General features: G+C 72.6%; 19 protein-coding genes. 7 read left to right on the top strand and 12 right to left on the bottom strand.

Going from position 1 to position 20,742, the window contains the following annotated elements:
* Positions 1-17 precede the first annotated feature (17 nt).
* Both OXR63_RS11620 and OXR63_RS11615 read right to left on the bottom strand, forming a co-directional pair.
* On the bottom strand, positions 18-557 hold the full coding sequence (locus OXR63_RS11620; protein ID WP_267423349.1) for a MarR family winged helix-turn-helix transcriptional regulator: 540 nt from the start codon (positions 555-557) through the stop codon (positions 18-20).
* A gap of 70 nt (positions 558-627) precedes the next feature.
* Positions 628-810, bottom strand: a complete 183-nt coding sequence (locus OXR63_RS11615; RefSeq protein ID WP_267423348.1) for a hypothetical protein — start codon at positions 808-810, stop codon at positions 628-630.
* A 156-nt stretch (positions 811-966) separates the two neighbouring features.
* On the opposite strand from OXR63_RS11615, the gene OXR63_RS11610 reads away from it, so the two are divergent.
* The 7 genes from OXR63_RS11610 to OXR63_RS11580 all read left to right on the top strand — a co-directional run bounded on the left by OXR63_RS11610 (position 967) and on the right by OXR63_RS11580 (position 6,543).
* Entirely contained in the window at positions 967-1,695 is a 729-nt protein-coding gene (locus OXR63_RS11610; protein ID WP_267423347.1) for an SDR family NAD(P)-dependent oxidoreductase, read from the top strand.
* A gap of 142 nt (positions 1,696-1,837) precedes the next feature.
* On the top strand, positions 1,838-2,038 hold the full coding sequence (locus OXR63_RS11605; RefSeq protein ID WP_267423345.1) for a hypothetical protein: 201 nt from the start codon (positions 1,838-1,840) through the stop codon (positions 2,036-2,038).
* The gene (gene alr, locus OXR63_RS11600) at positions 2,038-3,210 is read left to right on the top strand and encodes an alanine racemase (protein WP_267423343.1); all 1,173 of its coding nucleotides are present in this window, start codon (positions 2,038-2,040) and stop codon (positions 3,208-3,210) included. Before OXR63_RS11605 ends, alr begins: the two co-directional genes overlap by 1 nt.
* Positions 3,203-4,207: a D-alanine--D-alanine ligase family protein gene (locus OXR63_RS11595; protein ID WP_267423342.1), complete on the top strand. Its 1,005-nt coding sequence runs from the start codon at positions 3,203-3,205 to the stop codon at positions 4,205-4,207. The genes alr and OXR63_RS11595 overlap by 8 nt, the downstream gene beginning before the upstream one ends.
* A complete protein-coding gene (locus OXR63_RS11590; RefSeq protein WP_267423340.1) occupies positions 4,204-5,394 on the top strand; it encodes a sensor histidine kinase in 1,191 nt (396 codons plus the stop codon). Before OXR63_RS11595 ends, OXR63_RS11590 begins: the two co-directional genes overlap by 4 nt.
* Positions 5,391-6,059 (top strand): response regulator, encoded by a 669-nt coding sequence (locus OXR63_RS11585; protein WP_267423338.1) that lies wholly within the window; start codon positions 5,391-5,393, stop codon positions 6,057-6,059. Before OXR63_RS11590 ends, OXR63_RS11585 begins: the two co-directional genes overlap by 4 nt.
* Before the next feature lie 88 nt (positions 6,060-6,147).
* Positions 6,148-6,543 carry a hypothetical protein gene (locus tag OXR63_RS11580; RefSeq protein ID WP_267423337.1) on the top strand — a complete coding sequence of 132 codons (396 nt, stop codon included), beginning with the start codon at positions 6,148-6,150 and terminating at the stop codon, positions 6,541-6,543.
* Positions 6,544-6,557: 14 nt separating this feature from the next.
* Here OXR63_RS11580 and OXR63_RS11575 read toward each other — a convergent pair whose 3' ends face one another.
* The 10 genes from OXR63_RS11575 to OXR63_RS11530 all read right to left on the bottom strand — a co-directional run bounded on the left by OXR63_RS11575 (position 6,558) and on the right by OXR63_RS11530 (position 20,641).
* Positions 6,558-7,319: a triose-phosphate isomerase family protein gene (locus tag OXR63_RS11575; protein ID WP_267423335.1), complete on the bottom strand. Its 762-nt coding sequence runs from the start codon at positions 7,317-7,319 to the stop codon at positions 6,558-6,560.
* On the bottom strand, positions 7,313-9,019 hold the full coding sequence (locus OXR63_RS11570; RefSeq protein WP_267423332.1) for a dihydroxyacetone kinase family protein: 1,707 nt from the start codon (positions 9,017-9,019) through the stop codon (positions 7,313-7,315). The genes OXR63_RS11575 and OXR63_RS11570 overlap by 7 nt, the downstream gene beginning before the upstream one ends.
* Entirely contained in the window at positions 9,016-10,404 is a 1,389-nt protein-coding gene (locus OXR63_RS11565) for an MFS transporter (protein ID WP_267423331.1), read from the bottom strand. The genes OXR63_RS11570 and OXR63_RS11565 overlap by 4 nt, the downstream gene beginning before the upstream one ends.
* Positions 10,405-10,450: 46 nt before the next feature.
* Complete coding sequence (locus OXR63_RS11560) at positions 10,451-11,221, bottom strand: SDR family NAD(P)-dependent oxidoreductase (RefSeq protein ID WP_267423330.1); 771 nt, start codon at positions 11,219-11,221, stop codon at positions 10,451-10,453.
* 11 nt (positions 11,222-11,232) lie between these two features.
* Positions 11,233-12,186 (bottom strand): 3-hydroxyacyl-CoA dehydrogenase family protein, encoded by a 954-nt coding sequence (locus tag OXR63_RS11555; RefSeq protein ID WP_267423329.1) that lies wholly within the window; start codon positions 12,184-12,186, stop codon positions 11,233-11,235.
* The gene (locus OXR63_RS11550) at positions 12,183-13,229 is read right to left on the bottom strand and encodes a sugar phosphate isomerase/epimerase family protein (protein ID WP_267423328.1); all 1,047 of its coding nucleotides are present in this window, start codon (positions 13,227-13,229) and stop codon (positions 12,183-12,185) included. The genes OXR63_RS11555 and OXR63_RS11550 overlap by 4 nt, the downstream gene beginning before the upstream one ends.
* A 197-nt stretch (positions 13,230-13,426) precedes the next feature.
* Complete coding sequence (locus OXR63_RS11545) at positions 13,427-14,143, bottom strand: GntR family transcriptional regulator (protein ID WP_267423327.1); 717 nt, start codon at positions 14,141-14,143, stop codon at positions 13,427-13,429.
* A gap of 155 nt (positions 14,144-14,298) precedes the next feature.
* Positions 14,299-16,281, bottom strand: coding sequence for a S9 family peptidase (locus tag OXR63_RS18420; RefSeq protein ID WP_267423326.1), 1,983 nt, complete (start codon positions 16,279-16,281; stop codon positions 14,299-14,301).
* The gene (locus OXR63_RS11535; RefSeq protein ID WP_267423325.1) at positions 16,278-18,092 is read right to left on the bottom strand and encodes an N-acetylglutaminylglutamine amidotransferase; all 1,815 of its coding nucleotides are present in this window, start codon (positions 18,090-18,092) and stop codon (positions 16,278-16,280) included. Before OXR63_RS11535 ends, OXR63_RS18420 begins: the two co-directional genes overlap by 4 nt.
* Positions 18,092-20,641 (bottom strand): carboxylate--amine ligase/circularly permuted type 2 ATP-grasp protein, encoded by a 2,550-nt coding sequence (locus OXR63_RS11530; protein ID WP_267423323.1) that lies wholly within the window; start codon positions 20,639-20,641, stop codon positions 18,092-18,094. The genes OXR63_RS11535 and OXR63_RS11530 overlap by 1 nt, the downstream gene beginning before the upstream one ends.
* Between the last annotated feature and the right edge of the window lie 101 nt (positions 20,642-20,742).

Genomic DNA, 20,742 nt, shown 5'->3' with positions numbered 1-20,742 from the left:
CTCGGGTCCTGGTCGCGTCAGCGCGCGCTGTCCGCGACCGTGTACTCGTCCTCGGGTTCCGGCACCGCCTCGGCGAGCGCCTCGACCACCTGGCCGAGCGCTCGCGTGACGACCTCGTTCTCGGCGGCGGGCAGCCGGTCGAGGACCTCGACGACCACCTCGTGGAAGCGTGCGTACGAGGCGTCGATCTTCGCAGCCGCCTGCTCGGTGGGCTCGAGCACCTGTGCCCGCCGGTCGGTGGGGTGGGCGGTGCGGACGAGGTCGCCCTTGTCGACGAGGGTGTCGACGAGCTTCGTGACCGACGCGTTCGACACGGCGAGCATCACGGCGAGGTCCTTCGGCCCCATGGCGCGGTGGTCGCGGTGCGCCTGGAGCAGGTACCGGACGGCGAGGAACTCGTTCTTCGACAGACCGCTCTCGGTGCGGGCGTGCTCGATCTGCTGCTCCTCGGCGTGCTGCAGTCGGAGGATGGCCTCGACGGCGCTGCGTGCGGCGGTGGATCGGGGCTCGCGGGTGTAGAGGTGGTGGTGCTCGCGGCGGACGACGGTCAACGGCATGGGGTCATGGACTCCGGGTGTTCAGGCCTGGTGGGCGCTCAGGCTGGTGGGCGCTCAGGCTGGTGGGCGCTCAGCCCTGGTGGGCGGCGAAGAAGTCGGCGTAGGACGGCTCACGCCGGGCCGAGAGCAGCGAGGGGTCCTCGATGCGGGCGTTCACGTAGGCGGCGATCACGGCGGGGGCGGTGAGGCCGACCCGGGTGTGGGTGCCGGAGAGCGAGGTGCTCCGCTGAGCCCCGTGGTACGTGCTGCGCATGCCTGGTTCCGCCTTCCTCGTCGTGCTGCAGTCCGGGTTGGACGAGTGAAGTGTTTCAGGACGTGAACGGTTCACGCAACGAACGGTTCAGGATCTGTACGTTTCGCGCACTGAACCGCTCAGACTGTCGTCGCACCGGGGGCTAGCGTGACCGGCATGGACCTGCAGCTCAGTGACCGTGTCGCACTCGTCGTCGGCGGGAAGGGCTACATCGGCGCCGCCGTGGTCGACCGCCTGCGGGCCGAAGGGGCGACGGTCGTCGTCGCGTCCCGGAGTGCGTCGGACGACGACGGGCCGGCGACCTCCGGGACGGCGACCTCGGCGCCGGCGACCCCCGCCGTCGCGATGGACACCGCGGACCAGGCCTCGGTCGACGCCGGGGTCGCGCGGGTGCTCGCCGAGCACGGACGCATCGACGTGCTCGTCGTGACGGCGGCGCCGAGCGCCCGAACGCTGGACCCGGCGAAGCGGTCTGACCCGGAGCAGGTCGCGCAGGCGGTCGACGGCAAGGCCCTCGGGTTCCTGCGGGTCGCGAACGCCGTGCTGCCGGCCCAGCGCGACGCGGGCTTCGGCCGGGTGGTCGTGGTGAGCGGCCAGAACGCCTACCTGTCCGGCAACATCACGGCATCGCTCCGGAACACCGCGGTGAACGTGATCGCGAAGAACCTGGCGGACGAGGTCGCCGGGTCGGGCGTCACGGTGAACGTCGTCAACCCGGGCACGGTCACCGACGACCCCAGCGCCGAGGTGCAGCGCGGTGCCGGCGGGGAGTCGAGCCCGACGCAGATCGCGGACCTGGTCGCGTTCCTGTCCTCGCCGCTGTCGGCGGTGTCGGGCGAGTCGATCTCGATCGCGCACCGCGTGCTGGGGTCGATCGTCATCTGAGCCGACGGTGACCAGGGGTGACCGGCCCTGAGCCGACGGTGATCAGGGGTGACCGGCCCTGAGCCGATCTCACCCGGAGGGCTGAGGGGCTTCGACCGGCAGGACGATGCCCGGCCAGGGTGCCCTGCCGGACGCTTGTCCCATGACCAGCAGGACCACCAGGAGCACCGCCGCCACCCTCGTCGCCATCGTCGTCGTGATCGGGACGGCGTGCTGGGCGATCGACGGCAGCCACCCGACGGCGACCACGTCGTCGTCGATGTCGTCGTCGTCGTCCGGCCCCGCGCTCCCCCGCGGCGTCGTCACCGTCACCGTCGGCACCCCGGCCGGCACGGTCGGCTGATGTCAGCGCCGTCCGAGCTCGTCGTCCACGACGACGCGATCCGTGCGAACACCGCGTACTTCGCCGCGCTGACCGGCGACCGGCTGATGGCGGTGCTCAAGGCCGACGCGTTCGGACACGGCGCCGTCGCCGCGTCCGTCCTGGCGAGCGGTGCCACAGCCGTGGGCGTCGCGACGATCGACGAGGCCCTGGCCCTCCGCTCCGCCGGGGTCCGGGCCAGGATCCTCACGTGGCTGAACCCACCGGACGCCGACTTCGCCGCGGCCGTCCTCGCCGACGTGGACGTCGCGGTGTCGAGCCCGGCGGTCCTGCACGCCGTGGGCCTCGCCGCGCTCGCGGTCCGCCAGCGGGCCCGGGTCCACCTGCACGTCGACGTCGGCATGGCGCGGGACGGCTCCCCCGCCGAGGCGTGGCCGTCCCTGTGCGCACTCGCCCGTGTGTCCGAGGCACTCGGTGCCGTGGGGGTCGTCGGGGTGATGGGCCACATGTCCTGCGCCGACCGGGCCGACCACCCGCAGAACGCCCGCGAGCGCCTGCTCTTCCGGAACGCCGTGCGGACGGCTCGGCGGAGCGGACTGACGCCGTCCGTGACCCACCTCGCCGCGACCGCCGCGACCATCACCGGCGTCGGCGACGGCTTCGACCTGCACCGGATCGGCGCCGGCCTGTTCGGCATCGACCCGTCGGGCACCTCGACGGCGCTGCGTCCCGCCCTCTCGCTCACCACCCAGGTCGCCGCCGCACGGCAGGTCGAGCCCGGCACCGGCGTCGGGTACGGCCTGGACCACGTCGTGGACCGGCGGACGAACCTGGCGCTCCTGCCGATCGGCTACGGCGACGGGCTGCCCCGCGCCGCGTCCGAGCGGGCGGAGGTGCTCGTCCGCGGACGTCGGCGCCCCCTGGTCGGCCGGTTCTCGATGGACATGGTCGTCGTCGACACCGGGGACGACCGTCTGGACGCCGGGGAGACCGTCACGGTGTTCGGACCCGGTGCCGCCGGGGAACCGACCGTGGCGGAGTGGGCCGCGTGGTCGGACACCATCGAGCACGAGATCGTGACGCGGATCGGGACGCGGGTGGCGCGCGTGCACCGCACGACGAGCGTCGAGCGCGCCGTGGACACCGACCGGACCGTGGACACCGAGCGCATCCGGGAGGCCCTCCGTGCGTGACGCCCAGCAGACCGTCGCCGTCATCGGCGGCGGTGCCAACGACGAGCACGACGTCTCCCTCGCCTCGGCCGCGGCGGTCACCCGGGCGCTGCGGCAGCTCGGACACGACGCGGTCCCGCTCACGATCGACCGGTCCGGCGGGTGGGTCGACGAGCACGGCACCACGCTCTCCCCGACCGACGCGGTGGCCGTCCTGACGTCGGGCGACGTGGCGTTCCCCGTCCTGCACGGCGTCGGCGGCGAGGACGGCGCGATCGCCGGGCTCCTCGGACTGCTCGGCGTGCCGTTCGTCGGGTCACCGGTCCGCGCCGGGGCACTCGGGATCGACAAGTGGGTGACGAAGACCATCGCCGAGGCGGTCGGCATCCGCACAGCGCCCGGGCAGCTCGTGCACCGGGACGACACCGCCGGGCCGGGTGCGGCTCGTGACGACCTCCCCGCCGTCGCCGTGCAGCTCCCCGTCGTGGTCAAGCCGACGACGGGCGGTTCGAGCAACGGCGTCTCCGTCGTCCGGGACCTCGCTGACCTCGGGGTCGCCCTGGACCGGGCGTTCTCGGCCGGCGAGCACGCACTCGTCGAGGCCTTCGTCACCGGTCGCGAGGTCGACATCGCGCTGTTCCGCGACCGCGACGGCCGCGTGCGTGCGGGGTCGACGCTCGAGATCGGGGTCCGTCACGGCGAGGTCTTCGGCCGCGAGCAGAAGTACGACGGCTCGGCCGACTTCACGGTCCCCGCACGGATCAGTCCCGAGGAGCACGCCCGACTCGAGCAGGCCGCGCGGACGCTCTACGACGTGCTCGGGTGTGCCGGCGTCGCCCGCTTCGACTTCTTCGTGACCCCGACCGGCGTCGTGCTGAACGAGGTGAACACGGCGCCGGGGTTCACCGAGCAGTCGCAGGTCCCGCGGATGTTCGCCGCGACGGGTCTGCCGTACGTCGACCTCGTTGCCGCCCTGCTCGCGACGACCGGACGCGCCCGTGCGATGATCGCGTGGTGACCGATCGGCGGGGGTTCATCAGGGCGATCGCGCCCGCTTCCGTCGTCATCGACCTGGCCCTCGGGCTCGTCGCCGGCCTGGTGTTCATCGCCCCGGTGGACGTCGAGCTGGAGCAGGCGAGCACCTGGGCGGTCGTGCTCGCCGTCGTCGCGATCGCCGTCCGTCGGATCTCCCCCTCCGGCTCGATGTTCGCGGTCGTCGTGCTGGGCGCCGTGCAGGTCATCGGCTCCGAGCGACCGTCGCTGGTCGACATCGCGCTCTACGTCGTCGTCGGCACGACGGTCATCGTCGGCAACAAGGTCGAGGTCGTCCTGTCCGGCGCCCTGGCCGTCGTCGCGGGCGTCGGTGCGACCGTGTACCTCGCCACCACCGGCTTCCGGTTCGCGCTGCTCGTCAACGGGCCGCTCGACCAGGCGCTGATCGCCCTCGCCGCACCGGTGGCGTCCCTGCTCGTCGTGTGGGCGACAGGTCTGGCCGTCCGGTCGCTGACGTCGCGCAACCGGGAGTCCGCGCTGCGCGTGCGTGAGTCCGAACTCCGCGTGCAGGCCGAGGAGGTCGCCACGCGCGCCGTCGACGAGGCCGAGTCGGAACGCATCCGCGGTGCCATCGCCCGGGACGTCCACGACGTCGTGGGCCACTCCCTCGCCGTCATCATCGCCCAGGCCGACTCGGTGCCGTTCCTGCACGACGAAGCACGGATCCGCGAGGTGAGCGCCACCATCGCCAGCACCGCCCGTAGCTCCCTGCTCGAGGTCCGACAGGTGCTCGGTCACATCGACGGCACCGGCGACCGCGTGGACCCTGGCTCGCTCGAGGAGATCGTGCAGGGCATCCGCGACGCCGGTGTCGAGGTCGACCGCACGGTCCGCGGCACCCCGAGGGCGATGCGCTCGGACACCGGCACCGCGATCCGCCGGGTGCTCCAGGAGATGCTCACGAACGCGCTGCGGCACGGGGCCCCGGGGCAGCCGGTCACGGTCCGCGAGACCTGGCGCTCGGGCGACGTCGTGCTCGACGTCGAGAACCGCGTCGGCACCGGGGCGACCGGCGGCTCAGGGCGGGGCATCGCCGGCATGCGCTCCCGCCTGGCCGCCCTCGACGGGTCCTTCGACGCGGCGGTCGTCGAGGACGTCTTCGCCGCCCGTGCCCGCATCCCGCTCGACCGCGACGAAGGAGTCACCCCGTGACCACGCCCATCCGGATCCTGCTGACGGACGACCAGGCACTGTTCCGCGCCGGCCTCCGCGTGGTCCTCGACGCGCAGGAGGACATGGAGGTCGTCGGTGAGGCCTCCGACGGTGCCGAGGCCCTGACGCTGGTCGCCGAGCTGCACCCGGACATCGTCCTGCTCGACATGCGGATGCCCCGGACGGACGGCCTCGAGACCGTCCGCCGACTGTTCGACGGCACCTTCCCGGACCCCCTGCCCCGGGTCATCGTGCTCACCACCTTCGGCCTCGACCCCGCCGCCGCGACCGCGATCCGGCTCGGCGCGAGCGGGTTCCTGCTCAAGGACGCGACGCCGTCGTTCCTGTTCGCCGCGGTCCGGGCCGTGCACGAGGGCAGCTCGGTGATCGCCCCGAACGACCTCGCGCAGCTGTTCGGGCAGGACGTCGAACGGGCACCGACCCCGCAGCCGGTCGAGTTCGGCACCCTGACCGAGCGGGAGCGGATCGTCTTCGGCTGGGCGGCACGCGGCCTGTCGAACAGCGAGATCTCGGCGCGCGAGTTCGTCACCGAGTCGACCGTGAAGACCCAGCTCAGCAGCGTGCTCGGCAAGCTCGGGCTGCGCGACCGGGTGCAGCTCGTCGTCTACGCGAACGACCACGGGCTCGCCGGCGCCCGGGAGTGACGCCGCTGCGCACCGTCCTGTGCGGATCGCGCGGCGGCTGGAAGACGGCTGCCCGGTTCCGCGCCAAGATGGACGGAGAGAGGGAACGATGAAACACATCCACTACGACAACACCACGATCCTGACCGGCGACGACATCGCCGACGCCGTGATCGAGTACGCGGCCGCCCTCGCCGGCGGCGACCGAGCCGACACCGTCGCGGTGCCGGCGATCGCACCGGACGGCACGCGCACCACGACGAAGATCCTGATCGGCCCGACCAGCGAGGTCGTGGTCGAGGACGCCGACGACGACCAGCTCGAGGACGAGGACGGCGACTTCGTCGAGCGCCTCCGCGCGGCCGCGCGCACCTTCGGGCACAGCGAGCCGATCCACGCCAACACCCGCTCGGACCTCAAGGGCGTCGGGTCGAGCGACGCGGACGACAGGGCCGACGCCGAGACCAGCCGCACGGACGACGCCGAGGACTCGGCCGCCAGCTAGGTCCGTGGACGACCTCAGCGGTGCAGGGCCAGCGCCTCGTCGAGGACGCTCCGCACCGCCTCCGGGTCGTGGGCGGACCGGCCGAGGAACAGCCCGCCGATCCGCCCCCGCCCGCGGGTGAGCAGCCCCGGACCAGCACTGCCGCCGTAGATCGCGACGCTCCCCGCGAGCGCCGGACGGGTGGCCAGCGCGGCGTCGACGCCGGCGAGCACCGCGACGACGTGGTCGTCCGGCGCCGGCTGCGCAGCCCCGATGGCCCAGACCGGCTCGTACGCGACGACGACCGGACTCGCGAAACCGTCCGCCACGGCGGGCCCGAGGGCGCGGTCGAGCTGGGTAGTCACCGTGGCGATGGTGTCCGGGACGGAGGCTCGGCTCGGCTCCCCGACGCAGACCAGCGGCCGCAGCTGGTTGCGGAACGCGGCGCGCACCTTCGCCGCGACCGTCGCGTCGTCCTCGTGGAACAGCGAGCGCCGCTCCGCGTGGCCGATCTCGACGAGGTCGACGCCGATCTCTGCGAGCTCGCGCCCGGAGACCTCGCCGGTGAAGGCGCCCTCGTCGGCGGTCGCGAGGTCCTGCGCCGCGAGCAGCACGCCCGAGCCCGCGAGCGCCTGCCGCACCGGCACGAGTGCCGGGAAGGTCGGCGCGACGAAGACCTCCACGACGCCCTCGGTCAGGGCGGGGTGCGTCCGGGCGACGTCGGCGACCGCCTCGGCCCACGCGACCGTGTGCGCATGGCCGAGGTACATCTTCAGCGAGACGCCGATCGTCAGCACGCGGCGACCGCGTCGACGATGAGCGCGAACGACACCGCGCCGGGGTCCGGCGTGCCGACGGCGTGCTCGGCGTGCGTCCGGGCCCGTCCCATGCGCGGCAGCAGCGCGGCGGTGCCGTCGGCGGCCTCCCGTGCGGCGTCCGCGGCAGCCCGCCACGCCTCACGGAGCGGGACGCCGGCATCGAGCCGCTGGGACAACACCGCGTCGAAGGGGACGAGGGCGTCGACCATGGTCTTGTCGCCGACGACCGCGCCGAAGGCGAGGACGGCGTCGGTGGCGGCGTGCACCGCGGTCTGGACGGTGGCCGCGTCGGGCCGGTCGGTGTCGCCGAGGACCCGGCCCAGAGCCTCCAGGGCGGCACCCCAGATCGCGCCGGACGTGCCACCGGCCTTGTCGGACCAGGCGTCTCCCGCGATGGCGAGGACCGTGCCCGCACCGGCACCTCGGGCCGCTGCGTCGCGCGCCGCAGCGTCGGCAGCCGTGGAACCACGCTGCATCCCGATGCCGTGGTCCCCGTCACCGGCGACCGCGTCCAGCCTGCCGAGCTCGTCGGCGTGGTCGTCGACGACCCGGCGCACGGCGGCGACGACCTCGACCAGGCGCTGCCCGGAGGTGCGGGAGGCGTCGGATGCGGGTCCGATCGGCGGGGCGACGTCTGCGGTGAGGACGTCCTCGGGGAGCCGCTCCTGCGGGACGGCGCCGCCCTTGCGGTAGGCGGGGGTGTCAGTCGGTGCTGCCCAGAGCTGTTCGAGTTCCGCGTCCGGCCAGAAGAGCGTGAGCGAGACGCCGGCCATGTCGAAGCTCGTGACGAGCTCCCCGACCTCGGGCTCCACGATCACCGCGCCCGCGTCCTCGAGCAGCCGCTGGACGGTGGCGTAGACGACGAAGAGCTCCTCGTACTTCACGCTCCCCAGCCCGTTCAGGATCGGCACGACGTGCGCCCCCGGCAGCGCCACGCCGGACGGGACCTCGTCGAGCAGGCGCTCCACCAGGAGACGCGTCAGGTCCGCGGCGCTCGGGACGTCGGCTTCGTCGATCCCCCGCTCCCCGTGGATGCCCATCCCGATGGCCATGCGCCCCTCGGGGACCGTGAACAGCGGCTCGTCAGCGCCGGGGAGGGAGCAGCCGGAGAACGCGACCCCGAAGGACCGGGTGCGGTCATTGGCCCGTTCGGCGATCGCGGTGACCTCCTCCAGGGTCAGGCCCTGTTCGGCGGCGGCGCCGGCGACCTTGAAGACGCAGAGGTCCCCCGCGATGCCACGACGCTTGGACGCTTCGTCCGCGCTGGCGGAGGCGACGTCGTCGGTGACGCGGACCGTGCGGACCTCGATGCCCGCGTCACGGAGGGCCCGTTCGGCGGCGTCGAAGTTCAGCACGTCGCCGGCGTAGTTGCCGTAGGACAGCAGCACCCCGCCGCCGTGCTCGGAGGCCTTCGCGACCGCGGTGACCTGCTGCGCGGACGGGCTGGCGAACAGGTTCCCCATCGCCGCCCCCGCAGCGAGGCCGTGCCCGACGAGCCCGCCGAACGCCGGGTAGTGGCCGGAGCCGCCACCGATCACCAGGGCGACCGTGCCGTCCGGGCTCGCCGTGGAGCGGGCGACCCCGCCGTGCACCTTCCGGACGCGGGACTGGTTCGCGGCGACGAAGCCGTCCACCATCTCGTCGGCGAAGTCCGCCGGGTCGTTGAACAGCCGGGTCATCGTCGTGCTCCTGTGTCGGTCGTGCGGACGTGGGACGTGTCGAGCAGGTCGTCCGCTCGGGAGCCCCGGAAGAACCTCGTGCAGGCGATCATCACCGCGGCGACGAAGGCCAGCACGCCGAGCGAGACGATGCCGAACGCGCCGCTGTCGGTCGGGACCACCTCGTTGATCGCGGTGCGCATGATCGGGGCGACGAACCCGCCGAGGTTGCCGAGCGAGTTGATCAGGCCGATGCCCGCGGCCGCGGCGGCCCCGGTGAGGAACGCCGTCGGGTACGCCCACGTGATCGGCCCGACGGAGAGGAAGCTCGCGACGGCCAGGGTGATGAAGACGATGCCGAGGACGGGCTGCTCGTTCGCTCCCGCCCACGCCGACCCGAGGATCGACAGGCCGGTCGTGACGTAGAACAGCGTGCCCCAGCGGCGACGACGACCCACCGTGTCCGCCCGCGAGCCGATCAGGTAGCAGGCGACCAGGCCCACCAGCCACGGGATCGCGGTGACGAGCCCGACCTGCCAGCCGACGTCCTGCCCGAGGAGCGAGGACACCTGCTGCGGCAGGTAGAACGTGGTGCCGTAGACGGCGACCTGCAGGCAGAAGTAGATGATCGTGAAGTACCAGACGCGGCCGCTCGCCATCGCCTTCCAGATGCCCGTCGGGCCGTCCTCGGTGCGGGCGGTGTCCTCGCGCTCCATGGCCGCGGTCAGGGACGCCTTCTCCCCCGGCTCCAGCCACTTCGCCTGCTGCGGACTGTTCGTCAGGAAGACCACGGCCGCGATGCCGGCGAGCACCGCGAGGACGCCCTCACCGGCGAACATCACCTGCCAGCCGTGGAACGGGGTGACCTGGTCGCCGACGCTGATCAGGCCGCCGGAGAGCGGGGCGCCGATCATCTGTGAGAACGGCTGCGCCAGGTAGAAGATCGCGAACATCCGCACGCGGACCTTGTTCGGGAACCACTCGGACAGGTACATGATCACGCCGGGGAACAGGCCCGCCTCGGTCACGCCGAGGATGAAGCGCAGCACGATGAACATCGTGTCGTTCGTCGTGAAGGCGAACAGCGCGGCGACGATGCCCCACGTGATCGCGATGCGGGCGAGCCAGAAGCGGGCACCGAACCGCTTGAGCAGCAGGTTCGACGGGATCTCGAAGATCGCGTAGCCGATGAAGAAGATGCCGGCGCCGAGGGCGAAGGCGGCGTCCGAGATGCCGCGGTCGACGCGCAGGGCCTCCTCGGCGAACCCGACGTTCGTGCGGTCGAGGAAGGCGACGAAGTACAGGATCACCAGCATCGGCATGAGGTGCTTCGTCGCCTTGCCGATGGCGGACTTCAGGCCGGGGTCGTTCGTCGACCCGAGCGCGGGGGCAGGGGGAAGTGACACGGGTTCGCTCCTTTGCGAGCACGGTGTGGGTGGGGGCCGCTGGGCCCTAGTGCATGTAGAGGCCGCCGTCGACGTTGAGCGTCTGGCCCGTGACGAACCCGGCGTCCTCGCCGATGAGGTACGCGACCGCGGCCGCGATGTCGCGCGGGGTGCCGATCCGGGGCAGCACACCGTCGGCCGCCATGGCCGTCTTGCGCTCCTCGGTCAGGGTCCCGCCCATGATGTCGGTGTCGATCGGTCCGGGGGCGATCGCGTTCACGGTCACCCCGTGCGGGCCGAGCTCGCGGGCGAGACCACGGGTCAGCCCGATCACCCCGGCCTTCGCGACGGTGTACGGCGTCTTGCTGAACGTGCCGCCCCCGCGCTGCGCGGAGACCGACGACAGGTTGACGATCCGGCCGTACCCGTTCCGCACCATCGACTCCGCTGCCCGCAGGCTCGCGAAGTGCACGCCGTCGAGGTTGATCGACAGCACGCGGTGCCACTCCCCGGGCGGCAGGTCGAGGTAGGCGTGCGCGGACGAGACGCCCGCCAGGTTCACGAGGGCGACGAGCGGCGAGAGCTCGGCCTCGATCGTGTCGAAGGCGGCGCGCACGGCGGTCTCGTCACTGACGTCGGCCCCGACCCCGACGGCACGGACCCCGTGGGCGTCACGGACCTCGGCGGCGACGGCCTCGGACGCGTCGTGGTCGAGGTCGATGACGCCGACGTCCCAACCGGCCTCGGCCAGGTGATGTGCGGTGGCGCGGCCGATGCCCCGCGGGGACGCCGCCCCGGTGAGGACGACCGTGCGGCGCTGGTGCTGCTGGGTGGTCATGGTCGCCGCCCTCAGTGGATCGGTGCCGGGCCGAGCTCGTCGAGGAGCTTCTGCATGGCGACGTAGGCACGGTTGCGGTAGGCGACGAGCTCCGGCGTGCGGTCGGCCGGCACCTGCAGGTACCCGGCACCGGACTTCGTGCCGAGCTCCCCGGCGTCGACGTGCTGCTGGAGCGACGACGGCGTGGCGAAGCGCTCCGGCCAGCGGGTCTGCAGCGACTCGAAGCAGAAGGCGTAGACGTCGAGCCCGGCCATGTCGGCGATCGCGAACGGACCGAAGAACGGCAGGCGGAACCCGAACGTCGTCCGGACGATCGTGTCGATGTCGTCCGGGGTCGCGATGCCCTCGTCGGCGATCTTCGTCGCCTCCTCGAACAGGGCGTACTGCAGCCGGTTCAGCACGAAGCCGGTGGAGTCCTTCACCCGCGCCGACTGCTTGCCCGTCGCGGCGACCACCGCCTCGGCGACCTGGACCGCGTGGTCCCCGGTGGTCGGGTGCGGGATGAGCTCGACGCCCGGGATGAAGGGCGCGGGGTTGGAGAAGTGGACCCCGAGGAACCGCTCGGGACCGGTGACGGCCTCGGCGAGGGACTCGATGAGGATCGTCGACGTGTTCGAGCCGGTCACCGCGTCGGGCCGGGCAGCAGCCGTGATCCGTCGGAGGGTCTCGTGTTTGATCGCGAGCTTCTCGGGCACGGCCTCCTCGATGAAGTCGGCCGTGGCGACCGCGTCCTCGATGCTCTCGGCGGCGCTGAGGTGTTCGCGCACACGCTCGACGGCGTCGGCGGGGAAGAGCCCGTCGTCGACGAACTGCTGCGTCTCGACGAGCAGCCGGTCGAGGTTCGCCCGGGCGATCTCGCCGGAGACGTCGGCGATGCGGACGGTGTGGCCGGCGAGCGCGAGGACCTGGGCGATCCCGCCGCCCATGTAGCCGGATCCGACGACGGCGATGTCGAGGGTGCTCATCGAACTGCTCCTTCGGTGGTGGTGACGGTGGTGCGGGTGGTCGGGCGGGCACCGGTGGTGCCGGTGGAGTCGCCGAACTTCGCGGTGGCGAGGACGGACCGGATGTAGCGCTGGTTCGTGGCGCAGACGCCGAGGCTGTCGCCGCCGTACTGCTCGGTCATGAGGATGCCGCGGAAGCCGTTCGCCACGGCGTCGCGGAGGACCTGACGGTAGTTGATGAGCCCGGTCTCCATCGTGCTCGGCACGCTCGTCGCCCAGCTCCCGTCGCCGGCCTCGTCCCGCGTGTAGTTCTTCACGTGCAGGTAGTTCGTGTACGGGAGCGTCTTGGCGAACAGCTCCTTCCAGTCCTCCACCGGACGGTGCAGGCGGATCAGGTTCGCCACGTCCGCGTTCAGGCCGACGGTGTCGAGTCCGATGTCCTCGATCAGGCGCACGGCGCTGTCCGCGGTGCCGAGGTACGTGTCCTCGTACATCTCGAGCGCCATCGGCAGCCCGACCGATGCCGCGTGCTCCCCGAGTTCGCGGAGCCGGGAGACCGCGGCCTGCCACACCTCGGGGTCGTCGGGGTCCTTCGGGCCCTGCGCGGTCCAGAACCAGAGCGCCCGCTTCTGGGCGTCGTTGAACGGCTGGTGCAGCCCCGTCGAGAAGACCTGCATGCCCCACTCGGCAGCGGCGTCGATCGTGCGGTGCGCGTAGGCGAGGTTGTCCTCCTCGTGCCCGGGCTGGATGACGCTGCGACGCTGCAGGTGCACCGACGGGATGCCGACGCCGTGCGACCGCGCGATCGCCAGGAACTCGTCGCGGCGAGAGGCCTCGAGGTCAGCGGGGCGGATGTGGCTGTCCGCGACCTCGGCCAGCGAGAAGCCCGCGGCCGCCACCTGCCCGAGGATGTCGTCCCACACCTCGGGAGCCGCGTCGTGCACGGCGATGCCATCGGTGCCGACGGCCGGGAACCCGTGGAGACAGGCGGCGATCGGCCATGTCTCGGCGGTCCAGGTCGTCGTGTCCCAGTCCTGCTGGACCCAGTCCTGTGCGTGGTTCACGGGATGCTCCTTCGCATGTCGAGGCTCGTCGTCGAACCTCTTTCCTATAGGAAAGATACCCCGTCAGCAGGATCACGCAACCGTCTTGTTCAACAATCGACCAAACCCCCCGTCCGGGGGCTCCGAAGAAGACCGGGCTCGGAGGATCAGGACGCCCGTGCCGCTGACCCGAACCTCGGCACGGGCGTCCGCCTGGCTCAGACTCCGTGCGACGCGTCCGCCCGCGACCGCAGCCGCACGGCGTCGATGTGCACGCGCATCGCCTCGACGGCCGACGCGGGGTCGACCGCCAGGGCCTCGACGATCGCCCGGTGCTCCTGCACGGCACGGTCGGTGTCGTCGTCCCCGCCCTCCACGATCTGGCGCATCCGGTGCACCCGGGTCGTGATGACCTCGGACATCTCCTGCAGGAACGGGTTCCGCGTCGCGTCGAACAGCACCTGGTGGAACTGCCAGTCGCTGCGGAAGAACCGCGCCATCAGCTCCTCGGACGCCGCTGCCACCCCGACCACGGCGATCTCCTCGACGACGGCCGACTGCTCGGCGAGCGCCGACCCGAGCCGGTCACGCAGCGTGGCGACGTCCCCGCGGGCCGCGAGCTCGACGGCGCCGCTCTCGATGATGAGCCGGGCGTCGAACAGCGCCTCGAGCTGGTCCCCCTGCAGCGGCGGGGCGACCCGGTAGCCCTTGTTGGCCTCCCGCACGACGAGCCCGGTGCGCTCGAGCTGCACGAGGGCCTCGCGCACGGGGGTCGGCGAGACCCCGAGCGTCCGGGCGAGCCCGTCGATCGACAGGCGCATGCCGGGTTCGACGTCGTGCCCCATCAGGACGTCGAGCACCCGGTCGTAGACGCGGTCACGGAGCCCGCGCTGCGTGATGCGGTGCGCACCGAAGCCGGGCATCGTCGTGGTCACGCCCTCGATCCTAGAGAATCCAGGATGCACGGACTTCGCACCGTGCTCGGTCCCCCGCCCGGTGCGAGGTTGCGCACCCCGTGCGGACGATCAAGCTCGCACGGGGTGGCCAACCTCGCACCGGAGCGACCGAGTCCGGCACGGCTCCGCCCCGCTCACGCCAAGCGCGCCGCCAGGAACTCGACCATCCGCCGCACGAGCAGCGCCTGGGACGACCGGCGGCGGTACTCGTGCCCCTCGCCCTCGAGCTCCAGGTAGCCGACGTCGTGCGACCGCTCCCGCAGCGCGGCGACGACCTGGTGCGCCTCACCGATCGGCACGTTCGTGTCGAGTTCGCCGTGCACGACCAGCAGCGGCGCCGTGACCTCGTCGATCGCCCGCATCGGCGACAGGGCGTCGAGCAGTGCGGCGTCGTCCACCGGGTGGCCGTACTTCGTCGCCGCCGCTGCCGCGATCCACGGCTCGGTGTCCCGGTAGAACGTCGCGAAGTCGCTCATCCCGCACACCGCGACCCCGGCCGCGAACACGTCGGGCGTGAAGGCCAGCGACGCGAGCGTGGCGTAGCCGCCGTAGGACCGGCCCTCGACCGCCACCCGGGACCGGTCGGCCAGGTCGTTCGTCACGAGCCACCGCGCGCAGTCGACGACGTCCGCGAGCGCGTTCCACCGCAACCCGAGGTCGTCGGCGTGCACGAACTCGTGCCCGTACCCGGACGAGCCGCGGATGTTCGGGGCGAACACCGTGATGCCCGCCGCGGCGAGCGCCTGGTGCTGCGCGGAGAACGTCGGCCGCTCCTGCGACTCCGGTCCGCCGTGCAGGTGGATCATCGCTGCGCGACGGACACCACGGACGGGAGGCTCGGTGCCGGTCCCGTCCACAGCCAGCGTCGACGACACGGCCGGCTCCACCGCCCGGTACAGCCACCCGGTCAGCTCGAGTCCGTCCCGCGCCCGCACGCGTTCCAGGGTCGGCTCGACGAGCGCGACGGCGGGCAGGTCCGGCACGCCCGTGACGCGGCTCCACGTCAACGCGTTGGTGTCCAGGCGCCAGAGCTCCCGCGGGTGGGTCGGCCCCTCGACCGCGAGCAGGACGCTCCGGCCGTCGCGGCTCAGCACGGGGTCGGTGACGACCTCCCCGGGCAGGTCGGGCACAGGGGTGCGCGAGGCGTCGTGCGTGTTGATGAGCTCGAGCTCGCTGCGCCCGTCGACGTTCCAGCCGAGCAGCACGGTGCGGCCGGCGTCGTCGGCGTCGAGGAACTCGAGTTCGGCGTCCGGTCGGGCGACGATGCTCCGGGGGCGTCCGCGCCACCCGTGCGGGCCGACGGGCTGGGCGACGAGTTGGCGTCGGGGTGCGCCGGCCTCGGTGGCGACGTAGGCGACGAGCGGGCTGGTCTCGCTGGCGGGCGACGGTCGCATGAACGCGATCTCGGCCGAGCCGGACGGTGGATCGGTGAGGAGCGGGTGGTCCTCGTCGGTGAGGCGGTCCACGACGACGACGAACTCGTGGCCGCGCTGCCCGTCGCGCAGCACCACGAGGCGCTCCTCGACGGAGAGGTCGAGCACGTGGATGAGCTCCCCGAGGGCCAGGTCGTCGCGGTCGCCGGACACGGGGTCGACGAGGTACGCGCGGGCAGGCTGGTCGGCCTCGGTCGAGGGCAGCGTGATGACGACCCGGTGGCCGCTGCGGCTCCACGGGCCGAGCTCGGCGTGCTGGTACCGGGACCCGGCGATCTGCGCGGGGTCGGTGCCGTCGGGTCGGACCACCCAGACCTGCTGCTTCACGCCGCCGTCGGTCGCGATGGCCACGGCGAGCCACTCCCCGTCGGACGACCACGAGACGCGGATGACGGGGTCGTCGCTCAGCGTGATGCGCGTCGGCTCGGGCAGGGGTCCGTCGACGACGACGTCCTGCACGAAGACCTCCGGCGTGCCGTGTCGGTCGCTGACGAACGCCACGCGGCGGGCGCTCCGCGTCATGGTCGGGCCCCACGAGCCCCAGGCAGCGGTCAGCCGCTCGCCGAGGTCGGCGGCGGTACCGGCCCCGGTGTCGGGACCGGCCACGGTGTCGGGACCGGCCACGGACTCGGCGCGCGGTGCGGACGCGACGTGGGTCGCGCCTCCTGGCCGGACGGCGCTCACCGCACCCCCTGGTGCTGCAGCCACATCTCGATCAGGCCGAGCTGCCAGAGCGCGTTCGCGCCGATCTCGGTCCTCGTCGTGTTCGGGTCCTGGAGCATCCGCTCGACCGTACCCGGGTCGAAGAGCCCGCGTTCCCGCGCCTCCGGGGCGTGCAGCGCCTGCCGGACGCGCTCCAGGTACGGGCCCTCGAGCTGCCGGATCGCCGGCACCGGGAAGTACCCCTTGGTGCGGTCGATGACGGCGTCGGGGACGATGCCACGCGCCGCTCGTTTCATGACGCCCTTGCCGCCGTCGGCGAGCTTCAGGGCCGGCGGGACCGCGCCGGCGAGCTCGACGAACTCGTGGTCCAGGAACGGCACGCGGGCTTCGAGGCCCCACGCCATGGTCATGTTGTCCACGCGCTTGACCGGGTCGTCCACGAGCATGATCGTGGTGTCGCTCCTGAGCGCTGCGTCGACGCTCGTCTCGGCGCCGGGGCGGGCGAACTCCCGGTCGACGAAGGCCGACGGGGTGTCGTCGTCGCTCCGCCAACGCTCCCCGAGCAAGCCCTGCAGGGACGCCCACCGGCGGTCCATGAAGACGGACCGGTACGCCTCGGCGGCCTGGTCGCGCGGGACGTCGGCGAGCGGCGGGTACCAGCTGTACCCGCCGAGGACCTCGTCGGCGCCCTGGCCGGACTGCACGACCTTGACGTGCTGCGAGACCTCCTGCGACAGCAGCCAGAAGGCCACGCAGTCGTGGCTGACCATCGGTTCGCTCATCGCCTGGATGGACCCGTCGATCCCGTCCAGCAGCCGCGACGACGGGATCCGGATGCGGTGGTGGTCGGTACCGAAGTGGCGCGCGACCTCGTCGGAGTACTCGAACTCGTCGCCGGACTCCCCGCCTGCCGACTCGAAGCCGATGCTGAACGTGGCGAGGTCCCGCTGGCCGGCCTCGGCGAGCAGCGCGACCACGAGGGACGAGTCGATGCCGCCGGACAGCAGCACCCCGACGGGCACGTCGGCGACCATGCGGCGCTCGACGGCCGTGCGGAGCGAGTCGATGAAGGCCTGCTGCCAGTCCGCATCGGACCAGTCCGCCTTCGCCGGGTCACGCTCGAACCTGGGTTCCCAGTAGGTCGTGTCCGTCGCGGTGCCGTCCGGTTCGACGACTCGGACCGTCGCAGGTGGGAGCTTGCCGACGCCGGACAGGATCGTGCGTGGTGCCGGCACGATCGAGTGGAAGGTCATGTAGGACGCCAGGGCGACCGGGTCGACGGAGGTGTCGACGGCGTGCGCGCCGGTGGTGCCGTCGTCGTTCCGGTCACCGGCGAGGATCGCGGGCAACGAGCTGGCGAACCGCAGGCCGCCGGGCACCGCGGCGACGTAGAGCGGCTTGATCCCGAGCCGGTCGCGCGCCAGGACGAGTCGACCGCTGCCGTGCTCCCAGATCGCGATCGCGAACATCCCGATCAGGTGCTCGACGAACGCGGTGCCCCACTCGGCGTACGCGGTGACGATGACCTCGGTGTCGGACGTCGAGAAGAAGGTGTGGCCCTTGCCGTGCAGCTCGTCGCGGAGCTGCCGGTAGTTGTAGACCATCCCGTTGTAGGCGATCGTCAGGCCGAGGCGCGGCACGACCATCGGCTGCGCCCCGGCCGTCGACAGGTCCACGATCGACAGCCGACGGTGCCCGAGCGCGACCGGACCACGCGCCCACAGTCCGTCGCCGTCGGGACCGCGGTGCGCCAGACAGCCGGTCATCCGTGCGACAGCCCCGACGTCCGGGGAGGTGCCGTCGAACCGGATCTCGCCCGCGAGTCCGCACATCAGCGTTCCCCTGTCGTCCCGATGATCCAGGTGTCCTTCGCGCCGCCGCCCCGCGACGAGTTCACGACCATGCTGCCCTCGGGTGCGACGCGGGTGAGTGCGACGTCGGCGAGGTGGGTGTCGTCCGGACCGGTGCCCGTGACGTAGACGAACGCGCGCAGGTCGACGTGCCGCGGGTCGAGTCCGGCCGGACCGATGGTCGGGTGCGAGGAGAGCTGCACCACCTCTTGTCCGACCCAGCCGGCCGGGTCCGCCGCGATCTCCCGGCGGCGCTCGGCGACCTCTGGTGCGCTCGCGCTCGGACCGATGAGGACCCCGCGTCCGCCCTCGCCGTCGACGGGCTTCGTCACGAGCTCCCCGACGCGGTCGAGCACGGACAGCCGCTCGCCCTCGATGCTGGTGCGGTAGGTCGGCACCGACTCGAGCAGCGGCTTCTCCTCGAGGTAGTACCAGATCAGGTCCGGCACGTTGACGTACATGGCCTTGTCGTCGACGAGGGCGTTGCCGGGGGCGTTCGCCAGGTAGACGTGCCCGGCGGCAGCGACGTCGAGGACCTGGGCGCCGAGGTCCGGCGCGTGCTCGCTCGCCAGGGCGCGCACGTCGCGGTCGACCCGCAGGTACAGCGCGTCCAGCACGTCGCCGGTCGCCGCCTCGACGACGCGGCCGTCCCGGACGGTGAGGTCGGACCCGGTCAGGAGGCGCATCCCGGCCCCGTCGGACAGCCGGCGGTGCTCGTACCACGCGCCGGCGGTGGGGCCGTCGGTCACCAGCGCCAGGACCGGGTCCTGGTTGCCGGTCACGGCGGCGGCGTTCCGCCGCAGGGTCTCCCGGAGGAGCGCCGGGACGCCGGAGGGGTCACGCAGCCGGTCGGGACGCGGCGCGTCGGGCACCACGTCGTCCATCAGCTCGCGGAGCGCCAGGCCGTAGGCGACACCGGAGGGCGAGCGGACGTTGTCCTCGAGCACCCGCCAGCCGCCGAACTCGTTGCGGACCAGGTCGAAGCCCATCACCGGTGCGCGGACGGCGTGCTGCGGGAGCCGCTCGGCGTCCGGGTCCCAGCCGTTCTTGCCGACGACGTCGCGCTCGTCCATCGCGCCGTCGGCCACGATGCGGCGCGGGCCGTAGGCATCGCGGAGGAACAGCTCGATGGCCCGTGCACGCTGCCCGAGGCCCTGCTCCAGCTGCGCCCACTCGTACGCGCTGACCGTGCGCGGGACGAGGTCGCAGCCGAACTGCTGCACCCCGCCGTCGACGACGAACCCGATCTCGTGCTCGCGGGTCCAGACGTCGCGGGCGGTGCAGTGCTCGATGGTCGTGTCGGCGTCCCAGCCACGGAAGAACGCGGCGAGGTCGCGGAAGGCCGGGCGCGGACGGGCACCAGGACCGACGGCTTCGTCACCGGCGCGGACCCGGTACGACGGGATCGCGATGATCGGGTGCTCGTCGCGGCCGGACGGCGTGCCGGCGGTGTCCTCGACGACCTGGGTCACGACGTCGTCGAGCTCCCCGCGCTCGGCGTACGCGGTGCGCTGGCGGTCGGTGGAGTTGCCGCGCGCCAGGGTGTCCTCGAGCAGGCCGCTCACCGTGCCCCAGTCGCCGAGCTCCTCGAGCTCCGGACGCAGTCGGGAGACGAGCTGCCGGACGGCGACCTCGGCGGGCAGCCGCTCCGGGTGCTGGCCGAGGCCGAGGAGTTCACCGCTCAGGCCGCTGCGGGCCGCCTGCCACATCGCCGCGCGGTGCAGCGGTTCGCTCCGGGGGTGCCACTCGGCGCCCGACTCGATCACCTTCTCGGCGCGACGGACGGCGGCGCGGAAGAGCCCGGCGATGAGGACCGCGTCGTCGACCACGGGGGTGGCGTCGCAGACCCGGAGCTCGAGCGTCGGGGCGTGCGAGGACGGCCGCACGTCGAAGTAGGCCATCTTCTTGTCGGCGATCACACCCGAGGCGATGAGGTCGTCGAGCACCCGGTCGTACTCGGCGGCGTTCTCGACCCGCCCGAAGCTGCCGGCGGACGGCCAGCGCTGCCAGATGATGCTCCGGAAGGACGCGTACCCGGTGTCCTGCCCGTTCCAGAACGGACTCGACGCACTGAGCGCCAGCAGCACGGGCAGCACCGGGGCCACGCGCTGGGCGATCTCCACCGCCAGGTCGCGGTCGCTCACCCCGACGTGCACCTGCAGGCCGCAGATGAGCTGTTCGTCGACGAGCATCCGGTACTGCTCCTGCATGCGGCCGTAGCGGCCACCCGAGGTCAGCTCGAAGTCGGCGTACTCGGACCTGGGAGCGGTCCCGACGGCGGCGATGGTGACGCCCGCCGGGGCGATGGCCGCGGAGAGCTCGCTCCGCAGGTCGACGATCACCCGCCGCAGGTCGTCGAGCGTCGTCACCACGGGGGTGTTCGTCTCGATGGTCGTGCGCTGCAGTTCGGCGCCGAAGCGGTCCGATGGCAGCTTGGGCAGAAGGCGCGGGGCCTTCGCGGAAAGTCGGCCGGACTCGAGGTCGATGAGGTGCAGCTCTTCCTCGGCGCCGAGCGTCAGCTCTGCACTCATGTGTGGAACCTATCGCCGGGACCCGTGGGTGGGCCTGCGTCGTGGGAGAACTTCGCGCGGTCGTAACAAACCGGTGTCAGCGGGGTACAGCGTGCTGTGAA

Origin of the sequence: Curtobacterium sp. GC_Cur_3, from assembly GCF_026544205.1 — a bacterium.
Taxonomy (GTDB): Bacteria; Actinomycetota; Actinomycetes; order Actinomycetales; family Microbacteriaceae; genus Curtobacterium.
The sequence above is the reverse complement of the archived record's forward strand: the minus strand, read 5'-3'. Positions and strand labels throughout refer to the sequence as shown.

Excerpts from the sequence above, each read along its gene's own strand:
- OXR63_RS11620 (WP_267423349.1), bottom strand. The coding sequence starts at position 557 with ATGCCGTTGACCGTCGTCCGCCGCGAGCACCACCACCTCTACACCCGC.
- OXR63_RS11615 (WP_267423348.1), bottom strand. The coding sequence starts at position 810 with ATGCGCAGCACGTACCACGGGGCTCAGCGGAGCACCTCGCTCTCCGGC.
- OXR63_RS11610 (WP_267423347.1), top strand. The coding sequence starts at position 967 with ATGGACCTGCAGCTCAGTGACCGTGTCGCACTCGTCGTCGGCGGGAAG.
- OXR63_RS11605 (WP_267423345.1), top strand. The coding sequence starts at position 1,838 with ATGACCAGCAGGACCACCAGGAGCACCGCCGCCACCCTCGTCGCCATC.
- alr (WP_267423343.1), top strand. The coding sequence starts at position 2,038 with ATGTCAGCGCCGTCCGAGCTCGTCGTCCACGACGACGCGATCCGTGCG.
- OXR63_RS11580 (WP_267423337.1), top strand. The coding sequence starts at position 6,148 with ATGAAACACATCCACTACGACAACACCACGATCCTGACCGGCGACGAC.
- OXR63_RS11570 (WP_267423332.1), bottom strand. The coding sequence starts at position 9,019 with ATGACCCGGCTGTTCAACGACCCGGCGGACTTCGCCGACGAGATGGTG.
- OXR63_RS11560 (WP_267423330.1), bottom strand. The coding sequence starts at position 11,221 with ATGACCACCCAGCAGCACCAGCGCCGCACGGTCGTCCTCACCGGGGCG.
- OXR63_RS11555 (WP_267423329.1), bottom strand. The coding sequence starts at position 12,186 with ATGAGCACCCTCGACATCGCCGTCGTCGGATCCGGCTACATGGGCGGC.
- OXR63_RS11535 (WP_267423325.1), bottom strand. The coding sequence starts at position 18,092 with ATGTGCGGACTCGCGGGCGAGATCCGGTTCGACGGCACCTCCCCGGAC.
- OXR63_RS11530 (WP_267423323.1), bottom strand. The coding sequence starts at position 20,641 with ATGAGTGCAGAGCTGACGCTCGGCGCCGAGGAAGAGCTGCACCTCATC.